Origin of the sequence: Galbitalea sp. SE-J8 (assembly GCF_030345695.1) — a bacterium.
GTDB lineage: Bacteria > Actinomycetota > Actinomycetes > Actinomycetales > Microbacteriaceae > JAUASV01.
The window spans coordinates 188,832-213,264 of record NZ_JAUASV010000003.1 but is presented as its reverse complement, the minus strand read 5'-3'; the positions used below and the strand labels follow the sequence as shown (position 1 = coordinate 213,264).

Annotated in this window: 16 protein-coding genes; 8 read left to right on the top strand and 8 right to left on the bottom strand. The window is 73.4% G+C overall.

Annotated features, from left to right (window positions below; translation table 11 throughout):
• Positions 1-17 precede the first annotated feature (17 nt).
• Both QT381_RS03930 and QT381_RS03925 read left to right on the top strand, forming a co-directional pair.
• Positions 18-1,343 (top strand): GNAT family N-acetyltransferase, encoded by a 1,326-nt coding sequence (locus tag QT381_RS03930; protein WP_289247429.1) that lies wholly within the window; start codon positions 18-20, stop codon positions 1,341-1,343.
• The gene (locus QT381_RS03925; protein ID WP_289247428.1) at positions 1,343-1,789 is read left to right on the top strand and encodes a 4'-phosphopantetheinyl transferase family protein; all 447 of its coding nucleotides are present in this window, start codon (positions 1,343-1,345) and stop codon (positions 1,787-1,789) included. The genes QT381_RS03930 and QT381_RS03925 overlap by 1 nt, the downstream gene beginning before the upstream one ends.
• Here QT381_RS03925 and QT381_RS03920 read toward each other — a convergent pair.
• From QT381_RS03920 to serA, 3 genes are all read right to left on the bottom strand, one after another.
• A complete protein-coding gene (locus tag QT381_RS03920) occupies positions 1,786-3,129 on the bottom strand; it encodes a M1 family metallopeptidase (protein ID WP_289247427.1) in 1,344 nt (447 codons plus the stop codon). The genes QT381_RS03925 and QT381_RS03920 overlap by 4 nt on opposite strands.
• Positions 3,126-7,328, bottom strand: coding sequence for a Pls/PosA family non-ribosomal peptide synthetase (locus QT381_RS03915; protein WP_289247426.1), 4,203 nt, complete (start codon positions 7,326-7,328; stop codon positions 3,126-3,128). Before QT381_RS03915 ends, QT381_RS03920 begins: the two co-directional genes overlap by 4 nt.
• 74 nt (positions 7,329-7,402) lie before the next feature.
• Positions 7,403-8,992, bottom strand: coding sequence for a phosphoglycerate dehydrogenase (gene serA / locus QT381_RS03910; RefSeq protein WP_289247425.1), 1,590 nt, complete (start codon positions 8,990-8,992; stop codon positions 7,403-7,405).
• Positions 8,993-9,313: 321 nt separating this feature from the next.
• Here serA and QT381_RS03905 point away from each other — a divergent pair, with 321 nt between their 5' ends.
• Together QT381_RS03905 and QT381_RS03900 are read left to right on the top strand one after the other, a co-directional pair.
• Positions 9,314-10,708 carry an HNH endonuclease signature motif containing protein gene (locus QT381_RS03905; RefSeq protein WP_289247424.1) on the top strand — a complete coding sequence of 465 codons (1,395 nt, stop codon included), beginning with the start codon at positions 9,314-9,316 and terminating at the stop codon, positions 10,706-10,708.
• A 430-nt stretch (positions 10,709-11,138) separates the two neighbouring features.
• Positions 11,139-12,803 (top strand): sensor histidine kinase, encoded by a 1,665-nt coding sequence (locus QT381_RS03900; RefSeq protein WP_289247423.1) that lies wholly within the window; start codon positions 11,139-11,141, stop codon positions 12,801-12,803.
• A gap of 195 nt (positions 12,804-12,998) precedes the next feature.
• On the opposite strand, the gene QT381_RS03895 is transcribed toward QT381_RS03900, so the two are convergent.
• Both QT381_RS03895 and QT381_RS03890 read right to left on the bottom strand, forming a co-directional pair.
• Positions 12,999-14,831, bottom strand: coding sequence for a glycoside hydrolase family 2 protein (locus QT381_RS03895; protein ID WP_289247422.1), 1,833 nt, complete (start codon positions 14,829-14,831; stop codon positions 12,999-13,001).
• Between the two features lie 57 nt (positions 14,832-14,888).
• Positions 14,889-15,902: a LacI family DNA-binding transcriptional regulator gene (locus QT381_RS03890; protein ID WP_289247421.1), complete on the bottom strand. Its 1,014-nt coding sequence runs from the start codon at positions 15,900-15,902 to the stop codon at positions 14,889-14,891.
• Positions 15,903-16,073: 171 nt separating this feature from the next.
• On the opposite strand from QT381_RS03890, the gene QT381_RS03885 reads away from it, so the two are divergent.
• The 4 genes from QT381_RS03885 to QT381_RS03870 are packed head-to-tail and all read left to right on the top strand — an operon-like array spanning position 16,074 to position 20,244.
• A complete protein-coding gene (locus QT381_RS03885) occupies positions 16,074-17,387 on the top strand; it encodes an ABC transporter substrate-binding protein (RefSeq protein WP_289247420.1) in 1,314 nt (437 codons plus the stop codon).
• The gene (locus QT381_RS03880) at positions 17,347-18,309 is read left to right on the top strand and encodes a carbohydrate ABC transporter permease (RefSeq protein ID WP_502877426.1); all 963 of its coding nucleotides are present in this window, start codon (positions 17,347-17,349) and stop codon (positions 18,307-18,309) included. The genes QT381_RS03885 and QT381_RS03880 overlap by 41 nt, the downstream gene beginning before the upstream one ends.
• A 10-nt stretch (positions 18,310-18,319) precedes the next feature.
• On the top strand, positions 18,320-19,228 hold the full coding sequence (locus QT381_RS03875) for a carbohydrate ABC transporter permease (RefSeq protein WP_289247418.1): 909 nt from the start codon (positions 18,320-18,322) through the stop codon (positions 19,226-19,228).
• Entirely contained in the window at positions 19,228-20,244 is a 1,017-nt protein-coding gene (locus QT381_RS03870; protein WP_289247417.1) for a glycoside hydrolase family 43 protein, read from the top strand. The genes QT381_RS03875 and QT381_RS03870 overlap by 1 nt, the downstream gene beginning before the upstream one ends.
• Positions 20,245-20,275: 31 nt before the next feature.
• On the opposite strand, the gene QT381_RS03865 is transcribed toward QT381_RS03870, so the two are convergent.
• The 3 genes from QT381_RS03865 to QT381_RS03855 form a co-directional block, all read right to left on the bottom strand.
• Positions 20,276-21,415 carry a mannitol-1-phosphate 5-dehydrogenase gene (locus tag QT381_RS03865; RefSeq protein ID WP_289247416.1) on the bottom strand — a complete coding sequence of 380 codons (1,140 nt, stop codon included), beginning with the start codon at positions 21,413-21,415 and terminating at the stop codon, positions 20,276-20,278.
• Positions 21,416-21,574: 159 nt separating this feature from the next.
• Positions 21,575-23,800 carry a DUF4232 domain-containing protein gene (locus tag QT381_RS03860; protein ID WP_289247415.1) on the bottom strand — a complete coding sequence of 742 codons (2,226 nt, stop codon included), beginning with the start codon at positions 23,798-23,800 and terminating at the stop codon, positions 21,575-21,577.
• Positions 23,797-24,390: a sigma-70 family RNA polymerase sigma factor gene (locus QT381_RS03855; protein ID WP_289247414.1), complete on the bottom strand. Its 594-nt coding sequence runs from the start codon at positions 24,388-24,390 to the stop codon at positions 23,797-23,799. The genes QT381_RS03860 and QT381_RS03855 overlap by 4 nt, the downstream gene beginning before the upstream one ends.
• Positions 24,391-24,433: the final 43 nt, after the last annotated feature.

The window sequence follows — 24,433 nt, the reverse complement described above, 5'->3', positions numbered from 1 at the left end:
GCTCTAGCGTGAGGGGGGTGACCGAGCACTACCTCACGCACCCCCTCGACGAGACCTCGCGCGGCCGGCTGGCCGAGCGGGGTCTCACCCTGTCCCTCGTCGACCCGGAGGACGTCGACGCGCGCAACGCCTGGTTCCAGGCGGATGTGCGCGGCTTCCTCGGCGGACGGGCGTCGGCCGAGCGGCTCGACGAGGCTCGCGACTACCAGGCCGACCGCCGCACCACGGGCGTGCACGACCCGCGGGTCGGCGCCGTGCCGGTCGCGACCTCGCAGGGCTGGATCGCCGAGCTGACGCTTCCGGGGCTGACGACCGTGCCGTCCTGGGCGATCAGCAGCGTGACCGTCGCGCCGACGCACCGGCGGCTGGGGATCGCGACCGCGATGCTCGAGGCGGAGCTGCGCACCGCATCCGCCCTCGGCCTTCCGGTGGCGGTGCTCACCGTGAGCGAGTCGACGATCTACCACCGCTTCGGCTTCGGGCCGGCGACCTGGCTCGCGGGCTTCGAGATCGAGACGAAGCGGGAGCGCTGGCGCGGCCGGCCCGCCTCGGGTTCGCTGCGGTTCGTCGAGCCGGAGGAGTTCCGCGAGACCGGACGCGCCGTGCTCGACCGCGCGCGCCGGGCGCGGGTCGGCGAGATCGAGAAGTCGCGCTACCTCGCCGACCGGCTCACCGGCCCGCTCGCCTCGAACCCCAAGAAGGACGACCACCGCGTGGTGCGCTTCGACGACGCGGCGGGCGAATGCCAGGGCTTCGTCGTCTACACGGTCGCGGGCAACGACGAGGACTTCGCGATGGCGATCCTGACGGTGCAGCACCTGGTCGCGCTGACGGATGACGCCTACCTGGCGCTCTGGCGCTTCCTCGTCGAGCACGACCTCGTCGGGATCGTGCGCACCTTCACGACCGCGGTCGACGAGCCCCTGCCCCACCTGCTCACCGACTTCCGCCGGGCCAAGCAGGTCTGGCTCGAGGACCACCTCTGGGCGCGCGTGCTCGACGTTCCCGCCGCCCTCGCCGCGCGCCGCTACGAGCGCGACGGCTCGGTCGTGCTGCGCGTCGACGATCCGCTCGGCTTCGCGGCCGGCGTCTTCCGGCTCGACGTGACGGGCGGCGTCGGCACGGTCACGCGGCTCGAGCCCGCCGTGCCGACGGACGCGGGGACGACGGATGCCGGGGGCGTCCCGGCCGTCGATCTCGCCGTCACCGCGCTCGGCTCCCTGCTGCTCGGCGGGATGAGCGCGGGCGACCTCGCGCTGCGCGGCGAGCTCACGGGCGACGTCGCGCTCGTCGACGCGCTGTTCCGCACGGCCCGGCCTCCCCACCTCGGAAGCTGGTTCTGATGGTCGACGTGCGGGAGGGCGACCCGGGCGTCGCGTTCGCGCACCGCTGCGCGCTGTGCGGCTCCGGCGATCACGGCCGCCCCGTCGTCGCCGACGGGTTCGTCTCGCTCACCCGCGCCCTCGGCCGGGTGTTCGTGGCGCGCTCCGACCGGCCGGTCGGCGTCGACGCGGAGCCGATCGCGGCGGGCGACGAGCGGGTGCGCGCGATCGGGCGGCTCACCGGCGTCTGGTCGGCCGAGCACTGGACGCGCGTGGAGGCGGTGCTCAAGGCGGACGGGCGCGGGCTCGCCGTGGACCCGGGGCGCGTGCGCGTCGAGGGCGACCGCGCCGAGCTCGACGGCGTGCGCTACCGGCTGCGCCGGCATCCGTTCGACGCGGCCCTCGTCGTGACGACGGCGGTCCGGGACGACGGCACCGGCACCGGCCTCGGAGCGGGCCGCCGCTAGGGCAGCCGCGGCAGCGGCATCCGTTCGAGCCACGCGTCGAAGAGCGCGTCGAGCGGCCGGCCCGCGATCCCGGCGGCGTGCGCGCGGAACTGCGCCGTCGTCGCGCAGGTCCGGGCGAACCGCCCGGTCCAGGTCCGCAGCACCGCGAAGAAGAGGTCGTCGCCGATCTCGAGCCGCAGCGCGTGCAGCGCGAGGGCGCCGCGCTTGTAGACCCGGTCGTCGAACATGTCGTGCGCGCCGGGATCGGCGAGCACGAGGTCCTGCGGCAGCGAGCGCAGCCGGCGCTCGTGCGAGCGCGCGTGCGTGTCGGCCGACGGACCGGCGGACGCCTCCGACCACAGCCACTCGGCGTAGCACGCGAATCCCTCGTTGAGCCAGATGTCGCGCCACGTCGTGAGACCCACGCTGTTGCCGAACCACTGGTGCGCGAGCTCGTGCGCGATGAGGCGCTCCCAGGAGCCGGCGCCGTCGGCGTGGTTCGCGCCGAAGATCGCCATCGCCTGCGCCTCGAGCGGGATCTCGAGATCGTCGGGCGTGATCGCGACCGTGTACGACGGGAACGGATACGGCCCGAACCGCTCGACGAAGGCCGCCATCATCGCCCCGAGCGCGCCGAAGTCCGAGCGCACGCGATGGCCGATCGCGCGGGGTGAGACGATGCGGCCGGGCACGCCCGCGAGGTCCACGGCCGACGTCTCGAGGCGCGCGACGACGATCGCCGCGAGGTAGGTCGCCGTCGGCTGCTCCATGACGAAGCGCCACTCGCGGCGCCCCCGGGTCAGCCGCGAGCCCGCCGGCACGCCGTGGCCGACGACGGTGTACTCGGGCTCGGTGGCGACCCGCACGTCGTAGGTCGACCGGCGGGCCGGGTGGTCGTCGCACGGGAACCAGGTCGGCGCCCCGGTCGGCTGGGCCGCGACCAGGGCGCCGTCCTCGAGCTCCTCCCAGCCGACGCCGCCCCACGTGCTGCGCCGCGGCCGGGGCGCGCCGCCGTACTCGATCCGCAGCGTGAACGTCGCGCCCGCCGGCACCGGCGCCGGCAGCGGGATGCTGAGCTTCGACGCGCTCTGCCGCACCTTGCCGACGCGCACGCCGTCGACCGCGGCCCTCGTGACGCCGAGGTGCGCGAGGTCGAGCGTGACCCGGGTCAGGTCGTCGAGCGCCACCGCGGTGAGCGTGGCCGTGCCGTCGAGCCGGTTCGTCGCGACGCGGTAGCGCAGGTCGAGGTCGTAGTGCGCGACGCGGTAGCCCGCGTTGCCGCTGCCCGGCGCGTACGGGTCGGCAGCGGCATCCGTCCCGTAGCCCGGCCCGGCGCCCGCCGCCCCGGAGCGACCGGTCACGCGCGTCGCTTCGCGCGGTACTCGCGCGTGTGCACCTCGCGCCACGGGCCGATCGGGTTGCCGCTCCAGCGCGAGCCGACCGGCACGACCTCGCCGCGCATGACGAGCGATGCGGGACCGACGGTGCCGTGGGCGCCGATGCGGGACGCCGGCAGCACGACGCTGTGCGGCCCGAGGGTCGAGCCCGGGTCGAGCGTCACCGTGTCCATGCTGAGGATCCGATCGTGGAAGAGGTGCGTCTGCACGACGCATCCGCGATTGACGGTAGCACCGTCGCCCAGGGTCACCAGGTCGGCCTCCGGCAGCCAGTAGCTGTCGCACCAGACGCCGCGGCCGATGCGCGAACCGAGGCTGCGCAGCCACCAGACCAGGGCGGGGGTGCCCGCTGCCGCCCTCGCGAACCAGGGTGCGGCGACCATCTCGACGAACGTGTCCGCGACCTCGGTGCGCCACACGTACGACGACCACAGCGGGTACTCGGTGGCACGGATGCGGCCCACCAGCAGCCACTTCGCCGCCGTGCTCACGGCGGCCGACACCGCGCCCGCCGCGAGCATCACGACGCCGCTGACCGCGACCGCGAGCCCGACGTGCACGGTCGCGAGCGCCGCGAGCACGAGCAGCACCGCGACGCCGATCGCGCACGTCACGACCACCGGCACGAACCGGCACAGCTCCCACAGCGTGCGGGCGACGCGCAGGCTCGGCGACGGCCGGTAGGTGCGCTCGACGTCCTCCCCCTCCGCGACCGCGCGGCGCAGCCGCATCGCGGGAGAGCCGAGCCACGACGATCCGGGCTTCGCTCGGCGCGGGGCGGCGGACAGCACGGCGACGAGGCCGTCCTTCGGCACGCGGTGACCGGCCGGCGCCATCCCCGAGTTGCCGATGAACGCGCGCTTGCCGATCTCGACCCGCGCGATCCGCAGCCAGCCGCCGCCGAGCTCGTAGCTCGCCACCATGGTGTCGTCGGCGAGGAACGCCCCGTCGCGGATGGTCGTCATCGCGGGCAGCAGCAGCACGGTCGACGCCTCCACCGTGCGCCCGACCCGCGCGCCGAGCAGCCGCAGCCAGACCGGCGTGAACAGGCTCGAGTACAGCGGGAAGAGCACGTCCCGGGCCGCGTCGAGCAGCCGCTCGGTGCTCCAGACCTGCCAGCCGACGCGGCCGCGCACGGCGTGCACGCCCTCGGTCAGCCCGATCGCGAGCAGTCGCACGAGCAGCACGACGGATGCCGCGAACACGACGCCCGCGACGAACACGCCCGGCACGAGCCCGATCGCGGCGCGCGCGACGAGCTCGCCGACGGTCGACGCGCCGCGCACGAACCCGGCCGTCACGGCTCCCCCGGCGGCGAGCGCGACGATCGGCAGCAGCGCGAGCACCGTGCTCGAGGCGCCGAACGCGAGCAGCCAGCGGCGGCCACGGGCGGGACGGTCCGCGGGCCACCATCCGCTCGCCGTGCCGACCCGCTGCGCGGGCGAGCCCGCCCAGCGCTGGCCGGAGGGCACCCGCCCGAACACGCTCGACCCGGGCGCGATCTCGGCGCGCTTGCCGATGCGGGTGCCGGCGAGCAGCGTCGATCGCGCGCCCACGGTGCTGTGCGCCCCGATCCGGATCGCGCCGACCCGCACGATGTCGCCGTCGATCCAGTGGCCGGCGAGGTCGACCTCCGGCTCGATCGACGCGCCCTCGCCGATCTCGAGCATGCCCGTGACCGGGGGCAGCGTGTGCAGGTCGACGTCGTCGCCGATGCGCGCGCCGAGCGCCCGCGCGTAGTACGTGATCCAGGGCGCGCCCGCGAGGCCGACCGCGCCCACCTGGTGCGCGGCCTGCTCGGCGAGCCAGAGCCGCAGGTGCACCGAGCCGCCGCGCGGATGGTCGCCCGCGCGCACCCCGGCGAGCAGCAGCCGGCACGCGACGACCGCGATCGCCATCCGGCCGAACGGCGTGCAGAACACCAGGCACGCGGCCGCGAGTCCCCAGCCGTTCACCCGCGGCAGCAGCTCGAAGCCGCCGATGCCGCCGAGGATCGTCGTCACGAGCAGCGCGAAGACGAGCCAGCGCACGCCGCCGAGGATGTACAGCGGCACCCCGAGCACCGACTGCAGCACCTGCATGCGGCGCGGGGTCGGGGTGACGCGGTGGTAGTCGTCGCGACCGGCCGCCGGATCGCCCTCGCGCTCCGCGGCGCGCTCGGCGAGCGCGTCGGCCATCGCGCCGAGCCGCGGATGCGCGTAGATGTCGGCGACCGTGAGCTCGGGGTCGTCCTCGCGCAGCGCGGCGAGCAGCTGCGCCGCGGCGAGCGAGCCACCGCCGAGGTCGAAGAAGTTCGCGGACTCGTCGGACACCGGCACGCCGAGCACCGCCTGCCAGCGGTCCGCGAGGGCGCGGCGGTCCGCGGCGAGGCCGGAGTCGTCCGCCTCGACGCCCGGCAGCGGCCAGGGCAGCGCCGCCTTGTCGACCTTGCCGCTCGTGCGGGTAGGCAGCTCGGCCATGAGATGAAGGAGCGGCACGAGCGCGGCCGGGAGCTCCCCGCGCAGGCGCGCGAGCGCATCCGTCGTGCTGAAGGCCGGGTCGGTGCTCGACAGGTAGCCGACGAGCACGCGGTTGCCCGCATCCGTCTCGCGCACCGCGACGGCTGCGCCCGCGACGCCGGGAAGCCCCTGGATCGCGGCCTCGATCTCGCCGAGCTCGATGCGGCGGCCGCCGACCTTCACCTGGTCGTCGGCGCGGCCCTGGAACACGAGACCCGCGCTCTCGAACCGCACCAGGTCGCCCGACCGGTACGCGCGATCCCAGCCGAGCTGCGGATGCGGCGCGTACTTCTCGGCGTCCTTCGCCGGATCCAGGTAGCGCGCGAGTCCGACCCCGCCGATGACGAGCTCGCCGACGCCGCCCTCGGCGACGGGGGTGCCGTCGGCGCCGACGACGGCGAGGTCCCAGCCGTCGAGCGGCAGGCCGATGCGCACGGGTCCGCCGCCGCCGAGCAGGGCGGCGCACGCGACGACCGTCGCCTCGGTGGGCCCGTACGTGTTCCAGACCTCGCGTCCGTCGACCGCGAGGCGCTCGGCGAGCTCGGGCGGGCAGGCCTCGCCGCCGAAGATGAGCAGGCGGACGTTCTCGAGCGACTCGGCCGGCCACAGCGCCGCGAGCGTCGGCACGGTGCTCACGGCGGTGATGCCGCGGGCGGTGAGCCACGGGCCGAGGTCCATGCCGCTGCGCACGAGCGCCCGCGGGGCCGGCACGAGGCACGCGCCGTGCCGCCACGCCAGCCACATCTCCTCGCAGCTCGCGTCGAACGCGACGCTGAGGCCGGCGAGCACCCGGTCCCCGGGACCGAGCGGCTCGTCGCGCAGGAACAGGCTCGCCTCGGCGTCGACGAACGCCGCGGCGCTGCGGTGCGTGACCGCGACGCCCTTCGGCACCCCGGTCGAGCCGGACGTGAAGATGATCCAGGCGTCGTCGTCGACCGTCGGCGGGGCGACGATCGGCAGCGCCGCGGACGACGGATGCGGTGCGTCGCCCGCGAACAACGCCCCACCCTCCCCACCACCCGCCGCTGGTTGAGGAGCGCCCGAGCGCAGCACCCCCGCCGCTGGTTGAGGAGCGCCCGAGCGCAGCGCCCCCGCCGCTGGTTGAGGAGCGCCCGAGCGCAGCGAGGACGCGTCTCGAAACCCCGCACCCTCCCCACCCGCCGCTGGTTGAGGAGCGCCCGAGCGCAGCGCCCCCGCCGCTGGTTGAGGAGCGCCCGAGCGCAGCGAGGACGCGTCTCGAAACCCCGCACCCTCCCCACCCGGAGCGCCCGCCGCATCCGTGCTCGGGAAGTACGCCCCCGAGCCCCCGATCACCCCGCGCACGCGGGCCTCGCCGAACACGAGGTCGGCGCGCTCCTGCGGGTCGTCGGCGTCGACGGGCACGTACGCGGCGCCCGCGGCCAGCACGCCGAGGATCGCGATGTACAGCTCGCGCGAGCCCGAGGCGAGGCGGATGCCGACCCGGTCGCCGCGGCGCACGCCGGCCGCCTGCAGCTGGGCTGCGGTGCGGATGACGCGCGCCATCAGCTCGCGGTAGCTGAGCGCGCCGTCGGCATCCTCGAGCGCCGAGGCGTCCGGATGCGCGACCGTCGTGGCGCGCAGGACGTCGACGAGCGTGCGGGGCGCCGCTGCGCGGTCGGAGGCGAGCAGCAGGCCGGGTGTCACGGGCGGACCCTATCGATTCGGGGTGAACGGCCGGTGCCAGCCCCGCTCGACCGCCCCTCGGCCGGAGACACCGGTCAGGCGGTGATGTCGATCTCGCGCAGCAGCTTCGCGTCGATCGCCGCGCGCACGCGGTCGAGGATGTCGTCGGCGACGGGCGAGTCGACGGTGAGCACCGAGAGCGCCTGTCCGCCGGCGGTCTGGCGCGCGATCTGCATGCCGGCGATGTTGATCGACGCGTCGCCGAACTCCTTGCCGTACACCGCGACGATGCCCGGACGGTCCGTGTAGACCATGACGATGTGGTGCTCCGCGAGCGGCACCTCGACGTCGTAGCCGTTGACCTCGACGAGCTTCTCCACCTGCTTCGGGCCGGTCAGCGTGCCCGAGACGGAGATCTGCTGGCCGTTCGCGAGCGCGCCGCGCAGCGTGAGCACGTTGCGGTACTCGTCGCTCACCGTGTCGGCGATGAGGCGCACCTCGAGGCCGCGCTGCTCCGCGAGCAGGGGCGCGTTGACGTACGACACGGTCTCCGAGACGACGTTCGTGAAGATGCCCTTGAGCGCCGCGAGGCGCAGCACGCTCACGTCGAGCGCGCCGATCTCGCCGTGCACCTCGACGTCGACGCTCGTGAGCGGGCTGTCGGCGAGCGCGGCGAACACCTGGCCGAGCTTCTCGATGAGCGGGATGCCGGGGCGCACGTCGGGCGCGATCGCCCCGCCGGCGACGTTCACGGCATCCGGCACCAGCTCGCCCTCGAGCGCGAGCTTGACGCTCTTCGCGACCGCGACGCCCGCCTTCTCCTGCGCCTCATCCGTCGACGCGCCGAGGTGCGGCGTCAGCACGACGTTGTCGAGCTCGAGCAGCGGCGAGCCGAGCGGCGGCTCCGTGACGAACACGTCGAGTCCGGCGCCGGCGATCGTGCCGGCCTGCAGCGCCTCCAGCAGTGCGCTCTCGTCGATGAGTCCGCCGCGTGCGACGTTGACGATGTAGGCGGTGGGCTTCATCCGCGCCAGCTGCGGGCCCGCGATCATGCCGGTCGTCTCGGGCGTCTTCGGCATGTGGATCGTGATGAAGTCGGATGCCGCGAGCAGCTCGTCGAGGCCCAGCAGCGTCACGCCGAGCTGCTGCGCCCGCGCGCTCGTGACGTAGGGGTCGTACGCGACGACCTTGACGCCGAAGGCCTGCAGGCGCTCGGTGATGAGCGCGCCGATGCGGCCGAGGCCGATGATGCCGACGGTCTTCTCGAAGAGCTCCGTGCCGGTGTACTTCGATCGCTTCCAGGTGCCCGCGGCGAGGCTCGCGTGCGCGGCCGGGAGGTGGCGGGCGAGGCTCAGGATGTGGCCCACCGTGAGCTCGGCGGCCGAGATGATGTTGCTCGTCGGCGCGTTGACGACCATGACGCCGGCGCTCGTTGCGGCCTTGATGTCGACGTTGTCGAGCCCGACGCCGGCGCGCGCGACGACCTTGAGCTGCTTCGCAGCGGCGATCGCCTCGGCGTCGACCTGAGTCGCCGAGCGGATGAGCACCGCGTCCGCCGTCGCGAGCGCCTCGAGCAGGGCAGGGCGGTCGGTGCCGTCGACCTGGCGGATGTCGAAGTCGGGGCCGAGGGCCTCGACGGTCGCGGGCGAGAGTTCTTCGGCGATGAGCACGACGGGCTTGGCCACGGATGCGGTTCCTTCTGGGCGGGGACGACGGGGCGGGCGTGCGCCCTCGAAAGCCCCGCGCCAGTCTACGGAATGTTTCGGGGGCGTTACCGCGGGGTGGGGTGGGCGGGGCAGGCGGGGCGGGGCGGGCGGGGCGGCGCGGGGCGGGCGGGGCAGGCGGGGCGGGCGGGGCGGCGGTGGCGGTCGCGGGCTCGCAGCGGGGCTCGCAGCGGTGCTGGTCGGGAGCGCGAAATCTTTTTCGATCGCATTTGCCCACAGGGCTTCTGTTCCTCGTATCTATGTGCTAGCATGGGTCCTGCGCCGGAGTTAGGAATCCCTCCGATGCTCGACGCCCTCACCCGCCTCACCGAGGTGACCCGCGACCTCGCGGCGCTCGGCGAGCCCGCGGCCATGGACGACGGTGCTGTTCTCGCCGCGACCGCACTCGCCGGCGACCTGCGCCGACTCGCTGACGCCGTCGGCGTGCAGCTCGCGAGCGCCGTCGTCGAGCGATCCGAGGCGGGCGACGCGGACTCGCTCGCCCGACGGCACGGCGCTCGGTCAGCCGGCACCCTCGTCGCCGAGAAGGCCCGGATCGACGCCGGCACCGCCGCCGCGTGGTGCGCGGTCGGAGCCGCGACGGCGCCGCGCGTGAGCCTGCTCGGCGAACGACTGCCCGACCCCCATCCGCCGGTCGCGGATGCCCTCACCGCGGGTTCGATCAGCGCGTCGGCGGCACGCCAGATCATCACGACCCTGAACGAGTGCGCGGTCGCGGCCGACGACGCGGTCGCGCTCGAGTCCGTGCTCGTCGACCACGCGCGCACGCTCGAGCCCCGAGACCTCGCGCGGCTGTGCACGGAGGTGCGTTCCCGCTACGCGCCGGAGGGCGCCGAAGCGCGCGAGGCCGCGCTCCGAGCGCGCCGCGGGCTCCGGGTCACCCAACTGCCCGACGGCATGACGCGGTGGACCATCGACTCCGACCCCGAGTCCACCGGCTTCCTGCTCACCGCGCTCGATGCCCGCACCGCACCGCGCCGAGCCGTGCGCTTCGAGCCGGATGCGCGCGACCGCGTCGACGCGACCGGCGCTCCTGGCGCTCCTGGTGCTCCTGGCGACGCTGCCGACGCCGGCGACGAGCGGCAGGCGCTGCCCGCGGACGACCGAACCCTCGCCCAGCGCCGACTCGACGCCCTCGTCGATCTCGCCCGCGAATCCCTCGCCCACGACGACGGAAAGCTCGCCGGAACGAGCGTCGCCATGGTCGTGACCGTGCCCCTCAGCACGCTGCGGACCGGCCTCGGTGAGGCGCACCTCGCCGGCGTCGACTCCCCGGTCAGCGCCAGCACCGCCCGCCGGCTCGCCGCCACCGCCGGAATCATCCCGGCCATCCTCGGCGGCCCCTCCGAACCCCTCGAACTCGGCGACGAACAGCGCCTGTTCACCGAGACACAGCGTCGCGCGATGGCCGTCCGCGACAGCGGATGCGCGTGGCCGGGCTGCAACGCCCCACCCGGCTGGTGCGAAGCCGCGCACATCCACCCCTGGTGGGCACGCGGCCGAACCGACCTCGAGAACGGCGTGCTGCTGTGCCGATTCCACCACGCCCTCTTCGACCGCGACGGCTGGACGCTCGAGTGGCGCGACGGCGTGCCCTGGTTCACCCCGCCTCCCTGGGTGGATGCGACGGGCACGGCGCGTCGGGGCGGTCGCAACGTCGCCGGTCTCGCGGCGTGAGCCTCCGGCCCGCAGTGCGACCCGCGGAGAAGCGAATGCGGAGAAGCGGATGCGGAAGCGGAAGCGGAAGCGGATGCAGAGAAGCCGACGCCGAGAACCCGACGCGGCGCCGGGCGCCGGTGCTCGCGCACGGAGGTACGCTGGCCCCGGGCTTCCGTTCCCGGGGGAGGTGATCGTGGCCCTCCCGATGACACCGACGTCCACGGGTGCGTCTCCGACGGACTCGCGGCCTACCGCCGCGCCCCCCACCGCCGCGCCCCCCACCGCCGCGCCCCCCACCGCCGCGCCGTCAGCACCGTCAGCACCGTCCGCGCCATCGTCCGCCGCGCCGTCAGCACCGTCCGCACCGTCAGCACCGTCCGCGCCATCGTCCGCCGCGCCGGCCGCACCGAGCATCCGGGCCCGCATCCGCCGGCTCGCACCGCTCGTCGTGTTCGGGCTCGTGCTGCTGAGCAACGCGGTCTACCTCGTCGGCCTCGCGATCGTGGGCGCGGTGCCCGAGCTCGACTCGGTCGTGAACGTCGGGCTGCGCCTCGCGCCGACGTGGTCGCCCGCGCTCGTCATCGCGACCGTCGCCGTCTCACGTCGCGAGGGCCGCGCGACCATGGTGCTCGCGGCGCTCGCAGCGATCGCGTGGGCCGTCGGCGACTCGATCTACGTCGGCATCATGGGCCCGAGCGGATACGCGCCGTCGCCCGCACCGTCCGACCTGCCGTACCTCGCGTTCTACGCTCTGCTCATCGCGGCGATCGTCGTCGCGTTCGCGCCCGGTTCGCGCCGGGTGGTCGCATCCCTGGCCCTCAACGGCGCCGTCGCGAGCCTCGGTGCGGCGAGCGTGCTGCTCGTCATCGTTCAGCCGGTGCTCGACGAGGCCGCAGCGGCCGCGCCATCCGTCGAGACGGCGCTCGGCATCGCCTACCCCGCGCTCGACGTCGTGCTCGTCGCGATCATCGCCGGCTACGCGAGCGCGCCGGCCGTGGCCGGCTCGCGTCGCGCCTGTTGGCTGGTCGCCGGCATCGCCGTGTTCGTCTGGAGCGACGTCAGCTACCTGTTGCTCGGCGAGTCCGACAGCTACGCGGCCGGCTCCCCCATCGACGCCGGCTGGGTCGTCGGCCTCGCCCTCATGGCGTGGTGGGCGGTGCGCCCGGGCGCCGCGACATCCGCCGCGCACCTCGCCCGCCGGCGCACCGCCGCGCTCGGCCTCGTCACGCCCGGGCTCGGCGTGCTCGCCGCACTCGGAGTGCTGCTCTGGGCCTCACAGACGCGCGTCATCCTGCCCGCCGTGGTGCTCGCCGCGCTCACCGTCGCGCTCGCGACGGTGCCGATCGTGTTCCGCCAGATCACGCTCGGACGCATGCTCGCCGTCGAGCAGCGCGCGCTCGCCGAGCTCCGCCGGCTCGACGAGGCCCGCAGCGAGCTCACGGCGACGCTCACCCACGAGCTGCGCACCCCGCTCACGTCGATCGTCGGCTTCACCGAGGTGGTGCGCGACGGCGGAGCCGGTCCGATCACCCCGGAGACGGATGAGATGCTCGGCTCCGTCGAGCACAGCGCGCGACGCCTCACGGAGATCATCGAGGAGATGCTCGTGCTCTCCCGGCTCGACTCCGGGGCGCTCGAGATCGCACCGGTGCCCACGGATGCCGCGGCGGTCGTCGCGCGCGTCGTCGACGATCTGCGTCCCGCCGCCGAGCAGCGCGGCGTGACCCTCGAGCTGGCGCCCGCCTCCACCCCCGCGCCGGCCGCGATCGCCGACCCGGTGCGCCTCGGACACGCACTCACGACCGTGATCGAGAACGCCGTGAAGTACACGCCCGCCGGCGGGCGCGTGACGGTCGTCGCGTCGGGCGGCGTCGATCCCGAGCTCGTCGAGGTCGTCGTGCGCGACACCGGAATCGGCATCCCCGCGGCCGACCTCCCGCACGTCTTCGAGCGGTTCTACCGCGCCTCGAACGCCGGCTCCTCGCGCGTCGCGGGCTCGGGCCTCGGCCTCGCGATCGCCCACGGCATCGTCGAGGCGCTCGGCGGCTCGCTCACCGCGACCTCCGAGGTCGGCGTCGGCACGGTCATGACCGTGCGCCTGCGCCGCGCCTGACCGACGAGGCAGGCAACCGACCAGCAGCACAACCGACCAGCAGCACAACCGACCAGCAGCACAACCATCCAACAGCGCAACCAACCAACAGCACAACCGACCAACAGCACAACCAACCAGCAGCACAACCGACCAGCACAACCGACCAGCCGACCCGTTCCGCGACTCGACGGACCAGCCGGCCGCGCTCGGCCGTCAGCCGGCGATGATCGCGCGGAGCGTCTCGATCGGGAGCTTGGGCAGCCGATCCTCGGTCAGCAGACCGTTCACCTCGAGCCCGGTGTCGGTGAGCTGTGTGTAGCAGAATCCGGCGAGCCCACGTGCCGAGCGCACCGCGCCGATGAGGGCCCGCAGCCGGCTCTCGAAGTCGTCCGCATCGACCGCGGTCGAGTAGCCCCACGCGCCGCCCGCGTCTGCGGCGGCGAACTTGACCCCGCCGAACTCGGTGAGCAGCACGCAGGCCGGCACGGGCGTGCCGCGGTCGAGCCAGAGGATGCGGCCCGCCGGACCGCGGCCCTCGACGAGAGCCGCGACGGCCCCCTCGTCGGCATAGCGCTCGGCCATGATCGCGCCGTCGGGCTCGTAGTCGTGGATCGTGAGCAGGTCGGAGCCGACGTGCTCCCAGCCGTCGTTGCTGATCACGGGCCGCGACGGATCGAGCGCGCGGGTGAGGTCGGCGAGTCCGCGCGCGTAGGCGCGCTGGGCGGGGACGCTCGCGATCTGCTGCACCCCCCAGCTCTCGTTGACGGGCACCCACGCGACGATGCTCGGGTGCGACGAGTCGCGCCGAACTGCGGCCGTCCACTCGGCGGTGGTGCGCGCGATCGCGACCGGGGAGAACTCGTAGGCGCTCGGCATCTCCTCCCAGACCATGAGCCCGAGCCGGTCGGCCCAGTACAGGAAGCGCGGATCCTCGAGCTTCTGGTGGATCCGCGCGAACGTGAAGCCGAGCGCGAGGATGAGCTCGACCTCCTCGCGCAGCGCCTCGGCACTCGGCGCCGCGAGGTGCGACCGCGGCCAGAAGCCCTGCTCGAGCACGCCGCGCATCGGCGTCGGCCGGCCGTTGAGCACGACGTCGGCGCCCTCGACGCTCACCGAACGGATGCCGAGGTACGACGCGACCGCATCCGTCGTCCGTCCGTCCTCGCTCACGCTCACGCGGGCGTCGACGAGGTGCGGGTGCGCGGGACTCCAGAGCAGCGGCTCGAGGTCCTGCCCGTTGCGCAGCCGCGCGACCGGCACGCTCAGCGAGACGCGGGGCCCCTCGACCGGCACCTGGGCGGAACCGAGGGCGACGCCGTCGAGCTCGAGCTCGACCCGCAGCACGGCGCCGGGGAGACGCGGGGCAACGGTGAGCTCGATGTCGGCTCGCACCGCGGCACCGATCAGGTCGACCGTCCAGGCGAGGTGCGCGACCGAGGTCGCGGCGACGCTCTCCAGCCACACCGGCTGCCAGATGCCCGTCGTGCGGTCGTACCAGATCACGTGCTGGTCGAGCTCCCAGTCCTGCTTGCCGCGCGGCTGCGCGACGTCGGCCGGGTCGTCCTCGACCCGCACGACGACGAGGGCGCTGTCACCGCCCGCCGCATCCGTGATGTCGATCGAGAACGGCACGTGCCCGCCCTCGTGCGACCGGACGTGGATGCCGCCGATCCAGACGTCGGCCCGGTAGTCGACGGCCCCGAAGTGCAGCAGCAGTCGCTCGCCCGACCCGGCCGCCGCGCGCTCCCCGGGCTCGATCACGCGCTGGTACCAGACGACCGGGTGGAATCCGGCGTCTCCGATGCCCGACGCGGGCGACTCGGGCGGGAAGGGCACGATGATCGCGCCGCCCTCGGCGTCCGCCCAACCGCGGTGCCAGCCGTCGCGCCGCCCGACGTCGTCGGGGTCGTCGCGGAACCCCCATCGTCCGCCGAGGTCGGCCCAGTCGGGGCGCACGAGCTGCGGCCGGGGGTACCGGCCGTCCTGAGCCGACGCCCGAGCGAGCACGGATGCGACGGGCACGTCGTCGGCGACGAGGAATTCCATGCGCACCAGTGTGCGGGAAAATTCCAGCGCTGTAAATCCGATCGCGGCTCCCCGCCCTCAGGCGACGGCCGGCGCGCTCTCGCGCACGACCAGCCGGTGACCGATGAGCTGGTGGCGGCCGAGCCCGTCGAACCCGCCGAGCCGATCCGCGAGCAGGTCGAGGGCCGTCTCGACGAGCGCGCGCACGTCGGGCGCCACGCTCGTGATGGACGGGTGCGTCATCGACGCGAGCGAGATGTCGTCCCAGCCCGTGATCGCGATGTCGTGCGGAACGCGCAGGCCGGCCTCGTGCACCGCCCGCACGGTGCCGATCGCGGCCAGGTCGTCGCGGCAGACGAACCCGTCGACGCGCACCCCCGACGCGAGCGCCGCCCCGACCGCCTGTGCAGCGCTGCGGGCGCTGATCTCGTCGGTCGCGACGAGCAGTGCGGGGTCGACGGCCAGCCCGGCCCCCTCGAGCGCGGACTGGAAGCCGGCCAGGCGCAGCGTCGACGTGCGCGACAGCCCGCTCACCTCGTGCCCGACGAATCCGAGCCGGCGCCGGCCGAGCGCGAGCAGATGCCGGGTGGCCTCGGCCGCGGCGGCCGGATTGTCGATCATCACCCGGTCGACCGTGATCGGCGCGGACTCCTCGCCGAGCAGCACGAGGGGCAGGTCCTGCCGGTGCTCCGCGATCTCGGCCGACGACATCCGTGCGGGCTGGAAGAGCAGCCCGTCGACGAGCCCCGCCTCGCGCGCGGACAGGATCTGGCGCTCCCGGTCGAGGTCGGCGTCGGTCTGCTCGAGCAGCACGCGGAAGCCGCGCTCCCCCGCGGCGTGCGCCACGACGCGGGCAAGCTCGGCGAAGTACGGCAGGCTCACGTCGCTGAACGCGAGGGCGATCATGCCGGTGCGCCCGGTGGCGAGCTGGCGGGCCGAGATGTTCGGCCGGTAGCCGAGCGCCGCGATCGCGCTCTCCACCCGCTGCCGGGTCGCCGCGCTCACGTGCGGGTAGTCGCGCACGACGTTCGAGACGGTCTTCATCGAGACGCCCGCGACCCGCGCGACGTCTTCCAATCGCACTCGCGGCATCGGTGCCCCTTTCGCCGAGCGGAGCCGAGATCATCGTATCCAGCGAGCACACGGTCGCGTCGCTCCGACCTTGACCGCCAATTTACAGCGCTGTACATTGCTGGCAACCCCACAGCCGGATGTCCGCGTCGCGGGCGTGCACCCCGGCGGGCACTCAAAGGAGAGCAATCCATGAAGAGACCGCTGCGCGGCATCATCGCCGCCGTCGCGATCGTGGGACTCGGAGCGAGCATCGCCGCGTGCTCCTCGTCCGACGCCCCCTCGACGGGCTCGGTCGATGCGGGGGCCGACTACTCCGGTCCCGATGTCACGATCACGTTCTGGAACGGGTGGACCGGCGGCGCCGCGCCCACGATCGTTCCCCAGCTCGTCAAGAAGTTCAACGACGAGCACCCCACCATCACCGTCAAGGAGCAGGCCATCGAGTGGGCGGACATCGCCTCGAAGATGCCGCTCGCGATCAAGTCGGGAAAGGGCCCCGACGTCGCCGTGCTGCACGGCGATGACATCGCCACCTACGGCGCCCAGGGTCTGCTGCTCGACGCCGGCGACGTCGTGAAGAACCTCGGCTACAGCGCCGACGACTTCCCGGGCGGCCTGCTCGACAACGCGCAGTACAAGGGCGTGCAGTACGGCGTGCCGTGGAGCGTCACGCCCCTCGGGCTCTACGTCAACAACGACGTGCTCGAATCGGCCGGCCTGAGCACGACCGACCTGCCGACGGATGCCGCAAGCTACACCGCCGCGCTCGATGCCCTCAAGAAGGCCGGCGTGCAGGGCGAATGGGTGGACGGCTTCGTGTTCACCGGCACGTTCGAGTTCGAGTCGCTGCTCTGGCAGTTCGGCGGCGACCTGTTCAACGACGACGTGTCGAAGGCGACGTTCAACTCGAAGGCGGGCGTGCAGGCGCTGACCTGGATGCGCGACCTCGTCGACAAGGGCTACAGCCCGGCCAACGTGGCGCAGGACGGCAATTTCAACGCGCTCGTCGGCGGCAAGACGGCGTTCAATTGGAACGGCGTCTGGCAGACCACGAACGAGGCACTGCAGAGCGTCGACCACCAGGCCGTCGCGGTGCCGCAGATCGGCACGCAGCAGGCGGTCTGGTCGAGCTCGACGCACTGGGTGTTCCCGGCCAACAAGGGCCAGGACCCGAACAAGTCGGCCGCCGCGGCGGCGTTCGTCAAGTGGATGAACGACAACTCGCTCGGCTGGGCCGACACCGGCGAGCTGCCGGCGCAGAACTCGATCCGCGAGGACCCGGCGCTGCTCACGGCGCACCCGGAGCTGAAGGTGTTCCTCGACGAGCTCGACTACGCGCACTACGAGACGGTCGCGCCCGGAATCACCACCGCGGTGGCCGAGATCACGACGGCCGTCAACGAGGCGGTGCTCGGCAAGAAGTCCCCGCAGGATGCGCTGGATGACGCCGCCAAGAAGGCGGATGCCATCCTGCAGCAGAACGCGGCCACCTACGGTGGCTGACACCGTCGTCACCCTGTCCGCCCGCGGGGCCGTCCGGCCCCGCGGGCGGGCGCCCCGCGGTCGGCGCACCCTGACCGCCTACCTGTTCCTCGCGCCGTTCCTCGTGCTGTTCCTGGCGTTCGTCGTGACGCCCGCGGTCTCCGGACTGTGGATCAGCCTGCACACCTGGAACGAGCTGCTGCCGCTGCATCCGTTCGTCGGGCTGAAGAACTTCATCGACCTGTTCTCGCCCGACGGCCTGTACGCCGACGACTTCTGGGAGAGCATGCGGGCGACCGGCCTGTTCGTGGTGCTCAGCGTGCCGTGCCTGCTCGTCATCCCGCTCGGCATCGCGCTGCTGCTGAATCGCAGGGTGCGGGCCGGCGGCGTGTTCCGCGGCATCTTCTTCGCGCCGTACGTGCTCGGCGTCGCCGTGATCAGCGTGCTCTGGCGCTTCCTGCTCGACCCGCAGCTCGGCGCCGTCAACGCCCTGCTCGGCGCGGACATCCCGTGGACCGTGCAGGTGCCCTGGGCCTGGGTCTCGCTCGTCGGCATCACCGTCTGGTGGACGCTCGGGCTGAACACCGTCATCCTGCTCGCCGGTCTCAAGGGCATCAGCGCCGACCTCTACGAGGCGGCCGCCCTCGACGGCGCCGGCGCCTGGCGATCGTTCCGCAGCGTGACGCTGCCCGGGCTGCGGCCGGTGATGACGTTCGTCACGACGACGACCCTGCTCGCGAGCGCGAACATGTTCGGCCAGTCGTTCCTCATCACCCGCGGCGCGCCCGGCACCGAGACCCGCACGGCGATCATGTACATCGCCGACCAGGGTCTCGGCCAGGGGAACATGGGCGCCGCGGCGGCCATGAGCTACATCCTCTTCATCATCCTTGCGGGCGTGAGCGTGCTCAATTTCCGCCTCCAGCGCGACACGACGAGATGAGACCGGCGCGATGACCTCCACCCTCGACCGCCCCGCTCCCGTGGCCGACGGCCCCGCGGATGCCGCCGCCCGCCCGCCCCGCCACCGACGGTCGTTCGCGCGAGCGCTCCCCGACCTCGTGGTCTACGTGGCGCTCGTCATCATCGCCGCGGCCATCGTCGTGCCCCTGCTCTGGATGCTGCTGACCTCGTTCCGCACCGACTTCGACACGGTCACGCGTCCCGCGGTGCCGATCCCCGATCCGTGGACGACCGACGCGTACCGGACACTCCTCGGCGGCGCCGCGCCGATCCTGCGCTGGTTCGCGAACAGCCTGATCGCCGCGGCCTCGCAGACCGCGATCGTGCTCGTGACGGCCTCGATGGCCGCGTACGCGCTCGCGCGCCTCGAGTTCCCGGGCCGCCGGATCGTCTTCGGCGCCCTCATCGCGACGCTGCTCGTGCCGGGCGTCGTCTTCCTGGTGCCGAACTACCTCATCATCGACCGGCTCGGCTGGCTCGACACCCTGTGGGCGGTCATCGTGCCCGGCTCGGCCGGCGCGTTCGGCGTGTTCTTCCTGCGCCAGTTCTTCGTCTCGCTGCCGGGCGACATCGAGGAGGCGGCGCGCGTCGACGGCGCCGGGGACGTGCGCATCTTCCTGCGGATCGTGCTGCCGCTCGCCCGTCCGGCGCTCGCGACCCTCGCGGTGCTCACCTTCCTGACGAACTGGAACGACTTCATCTGGCCGGTGTACGTGCTGCTGAGTCCCGAGGTGCAGACGCTCCAGCCCGGCCTCTCGACGCTCGAGGGCAGCTACCAGACGCACTACGGGATCATCATGGCGGGCGCGGTCATCGCATCCGTTCCCGTGCTCGTGCTGTTCACGCTCGCGCAGCGTCAGATCGTCGAGTCGGTCGCGAACGCGGGGATCAAGGGCTGATGGCGCGCCCGGTTCGGCGCGGACGCGTCGTCGCGGCATCCGTCGGCGCCGCCGCCGCGATCGCCGGCGGCGCGCTGGGCGGATGCGCGTCCGGCCCCGCGGATCCCCGTGACGCGACCGGGCCGTCGAGCCCGGCGGATGCGGCGCTCGCCCCGTTCGCGATCGACGAGGACTTCCCCGACCCCGACCTCGTGCGCGTCGGCGACCTCTGGTGGGCGTACGCGACGAACGGGCCGGGGGTGAACGTGCGCGCGGCGACCTCGGCCGACCTGTCCGAGTGGGAGGTGTCGGCCGTCGATGCGCTTCCCGACCTGCCCTCCTGGGCGTCGTCCGGCAAGACCTGGGCGCCCGACGTGAGCGCGCTGCCGGACGGGCGCTTCGTCATGTACTTCACGGCCGCGGCGACCGCAGAGGGAACGCAGTGCATCGGCGTCGCGACCGCCACCGATCCGGGCGGGCCGTTCCTGCCGGCCGGCGACGGACCGCTCGTCTGCCCGGTCGACGACGGCGGCGCGATCGACCCGGCGAGCTTCGTCGACGCGGACGGCTCGCGCTGGCTGCTGTTCAAGAACGACGGCAACAGCATCGGGGCGGACACCTGGCTGCAGCTGCAGCGGGTGAGCGACGACGGGCTCGCGCTCTCCGGCGACCCGGTGCGCCTCATCCGCCAGGACCAGCCGTGGGAGCACGACCTCGTCGAGGCCCCGACGCTCGTGCGCCACGACGGCCGCTACGTGCTGTTCTACTCGGCGGCGAACTATGCCGACGACAGCTACGCGATGGGCTACGCGACCGCGGATGCCCTCACCGGGCCGTACGCGAAGGCCGACGGACCGTTCTTCTCGACGGATCGGTCCGGCGGCCGTTACCTCGGTCCGGGCGGGCAGGACGTGGTCGCCACCGACGACGGCGACGTCATCGCGTTCCACTCCTGGGACGAGCTGTACCTGTACCGCGGCATGCACGTCGCGCCGCTGCGCTGGAACGACGGGGTGCCGTCCGTCGCGACGGGCTGACCGCCGGCGGGCACGCGTCAGCTGCCAGGCGTCAGCGGGACAGGCGCAGCTCGACGACCTCGACGAGGTGCGGGAACAGCGGATGCGACGGCTCGATCCCGGTGATCTCCGGCACGAGCTCGGCGGCGGGCCGGCCGCTCGCGAGCAGCGCCTGCAACTCGACGCTCTCCGCATCCGCCGGCACGTCGAAGCGCAGCGCGGCGCCGACGGCGTTCAGCAGGTCCCACGCGGTCTGACCCCGCTCGACGAGCTCCGCGGCGGGCGCGATGAACCGCTCGTGACGGCTGAGCTTGCGCAGCGGCGAGCGCCCGACGCGCTCGCACGTGTCGGGCAGCGCCGGGTTCGAGATGCGCTTGAGGGTCTTCTCGATGTAGGCCTGCTGCTCCTCGTCGGTGAAGCCGTGCTTCTCGACGATGAGCGTCTTCGTCTCGGCGAGCACGGCGCGCACCTCGGCCTGCAGCTCCGGCGAGGCGAGCGCCTCGCGGATCGACGTCCAGCCGCGGTCGATGCCGTGGTAGGCCGCCGCCGCGTGCCCGGTGTTGACGGTGAAGAGCTTGCGCTCGATGAACGGCTCGAGGTCGTCGACCCAGGTGATGCCGTGGATGTCGGGCGTCGGCACCCCCGCCGCCTCGAACGGGCGCCGGTCGACCACCCATTCGTGGAACGACTCGATCGTCACGTCGAGCCCGCCGTGCTGCTCGGGCACGATGCGGTCGATCGCGCAGTTCGCGAACACCGCGCCGTCGAGGGAGCCGTGCTGAGCGACGGCGTCGCGCAGCAGGTCGGTGCCGCCGATCGCGTTCTCGCACGCGATCACGACGAGGGGGGCGGCATCCGCGGCGCGCAGCGCGAGCCCGCGCGCGATGACGGGCGCGACGAACGGCAGGATGCGCGCGCCCACCGCGGTCGTGACGACATCCGCGGCGGCGATCGCGGCCACCACGTCGTCCTCGTGCGTGCGCGAGTTGATGGCGCGGTATCCGTCGACGACGTGCGTGCGGGCGCCGTCACCGACCTCGATCACCTCGTAGCTGGGCTGGGCCTGCAGGGCGCCGATGAGCTCCTCGCTGACGTCGGCGAACACGACCTCGTAGCCGCTCGCGTGGAGGAACTGGGCGACGAACCCCCGGCCGATGTTTCCCGCACCGAAGTGCACCGCTGTCGAGCTCATGCGTTCATTGTGGCGCGGATCGGGTGCAACGGATGCGCGCATCGTGCAGACGCCCCGCTGGTTCGCGAGTTGCCCACGTCGATGGCTCGCGCGCGCTGGCGAGTGCCCAGCGTGGGCAGCTCGGCGGCGGGGGCGGCGGCTCAGCGCCCTGCCGTGGCTTCAGCCGGGCGGGACGACGCCGATGTCGCGGCGGACGAGAGCGGATGCCTCGCTGCCGTCGGTGTCCGACCGCACGGTCACGCTCGCGCCCTCGGGCAGCTCGAACGGCAGCTCCACGTACGACGTGGACAGCGCGAACGGGCCGTGACAGGCCGGCATCTTCTGCTCGAACGACGTCTGCACGACGAGGTCGTCGCCGTCGCGCCACCATTCCGCGATCTCGCTCGGGCATCCGGCGGACCCCGCCATCACGAGCTCCAGCCGAACTCCGTCGACGAGCGCCAGCGGCCTGCCGTTCAGCACGCTCGACCGCAGGCCGGCATCCGCGATCTCGGTGTCGTCGATGCGGGTGACGTCGGGGGCCGCGTCGACGGTCGGCGTGCTGCCGAACGCGGTGAGCGTGTCGGCATCCGTCTGCTCCGCGCAGAACTCGGCGTCGCCGCCCGCCGTCACGCTCTCGGTGTCGCCGTCGCCGGCGATCGAACCGGGGAGTCGAAGGGTGAGGCGGGCGCCCACGCAGTCGATCGCGACGTTCGCGAGAGCGAGTTGAGCGTACGCCACACCGCCCGACGGGAGCACGAGTGGGCGACTCGGGTGCATCGACTGGATCGTGACCGACGCGACCGCCACCGAAGCTAGCCCCTCGAGGATGCAGGGCTGTGCGCCGATGTTCGTCACCGCGAGGTCCGCCCGTTCGCCCTGACTCGTCGAGACGCTCTGCGTGGCGAGTCGGAGGGCGTCGGCCGCGCACCGCGGCACGACCGTCGTCGTGTCGTCAACGCGGATGGTGTCGGACTGGCCGAGCTCATCCACCAGGGTGACAGCGGACACCCCTGCACCGAGATCCGAGGGCACTGACACGGTGGTGGTCGTGGGCGCGAGCGAGAGCGGGCACGTTGCCGACGACTCGGTCGCCTTCCGTTCGATGACCAGCTGATCTCCGTCGCGTGCGAGGGTCGCGGGCTGTCCGGCGCACCCTCCCCGCGACGCGATGGAGATCGACGAGCGGTCCTGCCCCCAGTACGCGACGGGAGCCGCCTCGATCGTCAGGCCGACCGACGTGCCATCGGCGCGGAGCGGGAGCCCAGCCCACCGATGCGCGAACACGTCGACCTCGCCCGTGGACGCCGTCGGGCTCGGGACATCGGGAGAGAAGGCACCCCACACTCCGCTGTGGCCGGAGGGGGCGCACATTCCGAGGGGGCGCACCGTCGCGATCGTGCCCGAGGCGTCACCGCGCGCCTGGACGGACAGGGAGGCGGACTGCGCGCGGCGCGCCTCCGCGCACGGCGCATCGAGCGCGTACGCGATCGTGGTCAGGGCGCCGCCCCCTGGTTCGAGGACCAGGGCGTCGTCGAGGATGCCCGTCGGGGCATCCGAGGCCGTGGTCAGCGTTGTCGCCGCGCCCGCCGCATCCGTCACCGTGACCTGCGCTGCGACGGGAAGAGCGCACGTTTCACTCGACGCGTTGACCACCGCCACGGCAGACACTCCGGCCGGCGTGGACATCCACCCCGTGTCCGCCTGCGAGAGCTGGTCGGCGCGGCAGAGCGGCACGACGACATCCGTGAGCACGGGCACCGTCTGGTCGTCGCCGGGGTGGGTGCGGTCGTACGCGTCGCCGAGCACGCGCACGGCATCGACCGGGTACTCGGTCCTCACGCGGAAGATAACGAATCGTCCGACTGCCGAGCAGGCGTCCGAGGACGGCTCGGCGAGGGGTGTGATCGTGAGAGTTCGGCTGCCGTTGGCCGCTGTGCCGAACCCACCGATGTCGAGGTCGTCGACGGCGCCGCAGTCGCCGGTGAGCACCATGATCTCGAGGGTCGTGCCGTCGGCCTCCCGATACGCGGCGATGCCGACGACCCCCTCGTCGTTCGAGTCGCCGTTGTACAGTGCCTTGCCGTCGGCGCCGTAGGGCAGGCCCGACCACTGGTCGATGAGCGCCGTCGGTGCGGTACTGGTCGGTGCGGGTGCCGACGGGTGCATCGCCTCGCGCACTCCGGGAACGAACACGACGATCGCGACGACGGCCACGGCGACGACGCCGGCGAGGGCGACGTTGGCCGCACGTCGCCTCGCGTTGCTGCGGCGATGTGCGTCGATCGGCGCATCCGGGGCGTCCACCTGCGTCGATCGACGCACATCGCGGCCCGAGGGGTGCCACCGTGCGGGCTCGCGGGTGCGGGCGAGCCACTCCTCCGGCGTCGGGTGCTCGCGGCTCATCGGTCGGTCCCGTCCGATGCGTCGGCAGCGGTGCCGGGGCGCGTCGACTCGGATGCGACCGGCGTCGACCGCTCGGCCGCGGCCGGCGTCGGCGGCTCGGCCGCGGCACCCGTGGGCCAGGTCGCGCGCAGCGAAGCGAGCGCGCGGTGCGCCTGCGTGCGCACCGTCACGGGGGTGATGCCGAGCGTCCTCGCGATCTCGCGATCGCCGAGGTCGGCGTGGTAGCGCAGCACGAGCACCGCGCGCTGGCCCTCGGGCAGGGCCCGCAGGTGCGCGAAGAAGCGCTCGTCGTCCTCGTAGCGCAGCAGGCCCGCGTCGTCGACCGCGCGCTCGGGCACGGCATCCGTCGGGTGCTCGCGGCGCCGGCGCACGGTGTCGATCGCCGCGTTCGTGACCGCCCGCCGCAGGTAGGCGAGCGCGGTCGCGTCCCGCAGTCCGTGCCAGCGCGGCGCGACGGCGATGATGGCGTTCTGCACGGCGTCCTCCGCATCCCCCCGGTTTCCGGTCACGAGGTAGGCGAGGTGGAGCAGCGACTCCGCGTGGTCTCCGACGACGCGCGTGTAGCGCGCATCGGCAGTCCACTGCGCCATCCGCCCTCCCTCTCCCGAGTTATACGCGAGCCGGGGTGCGGAT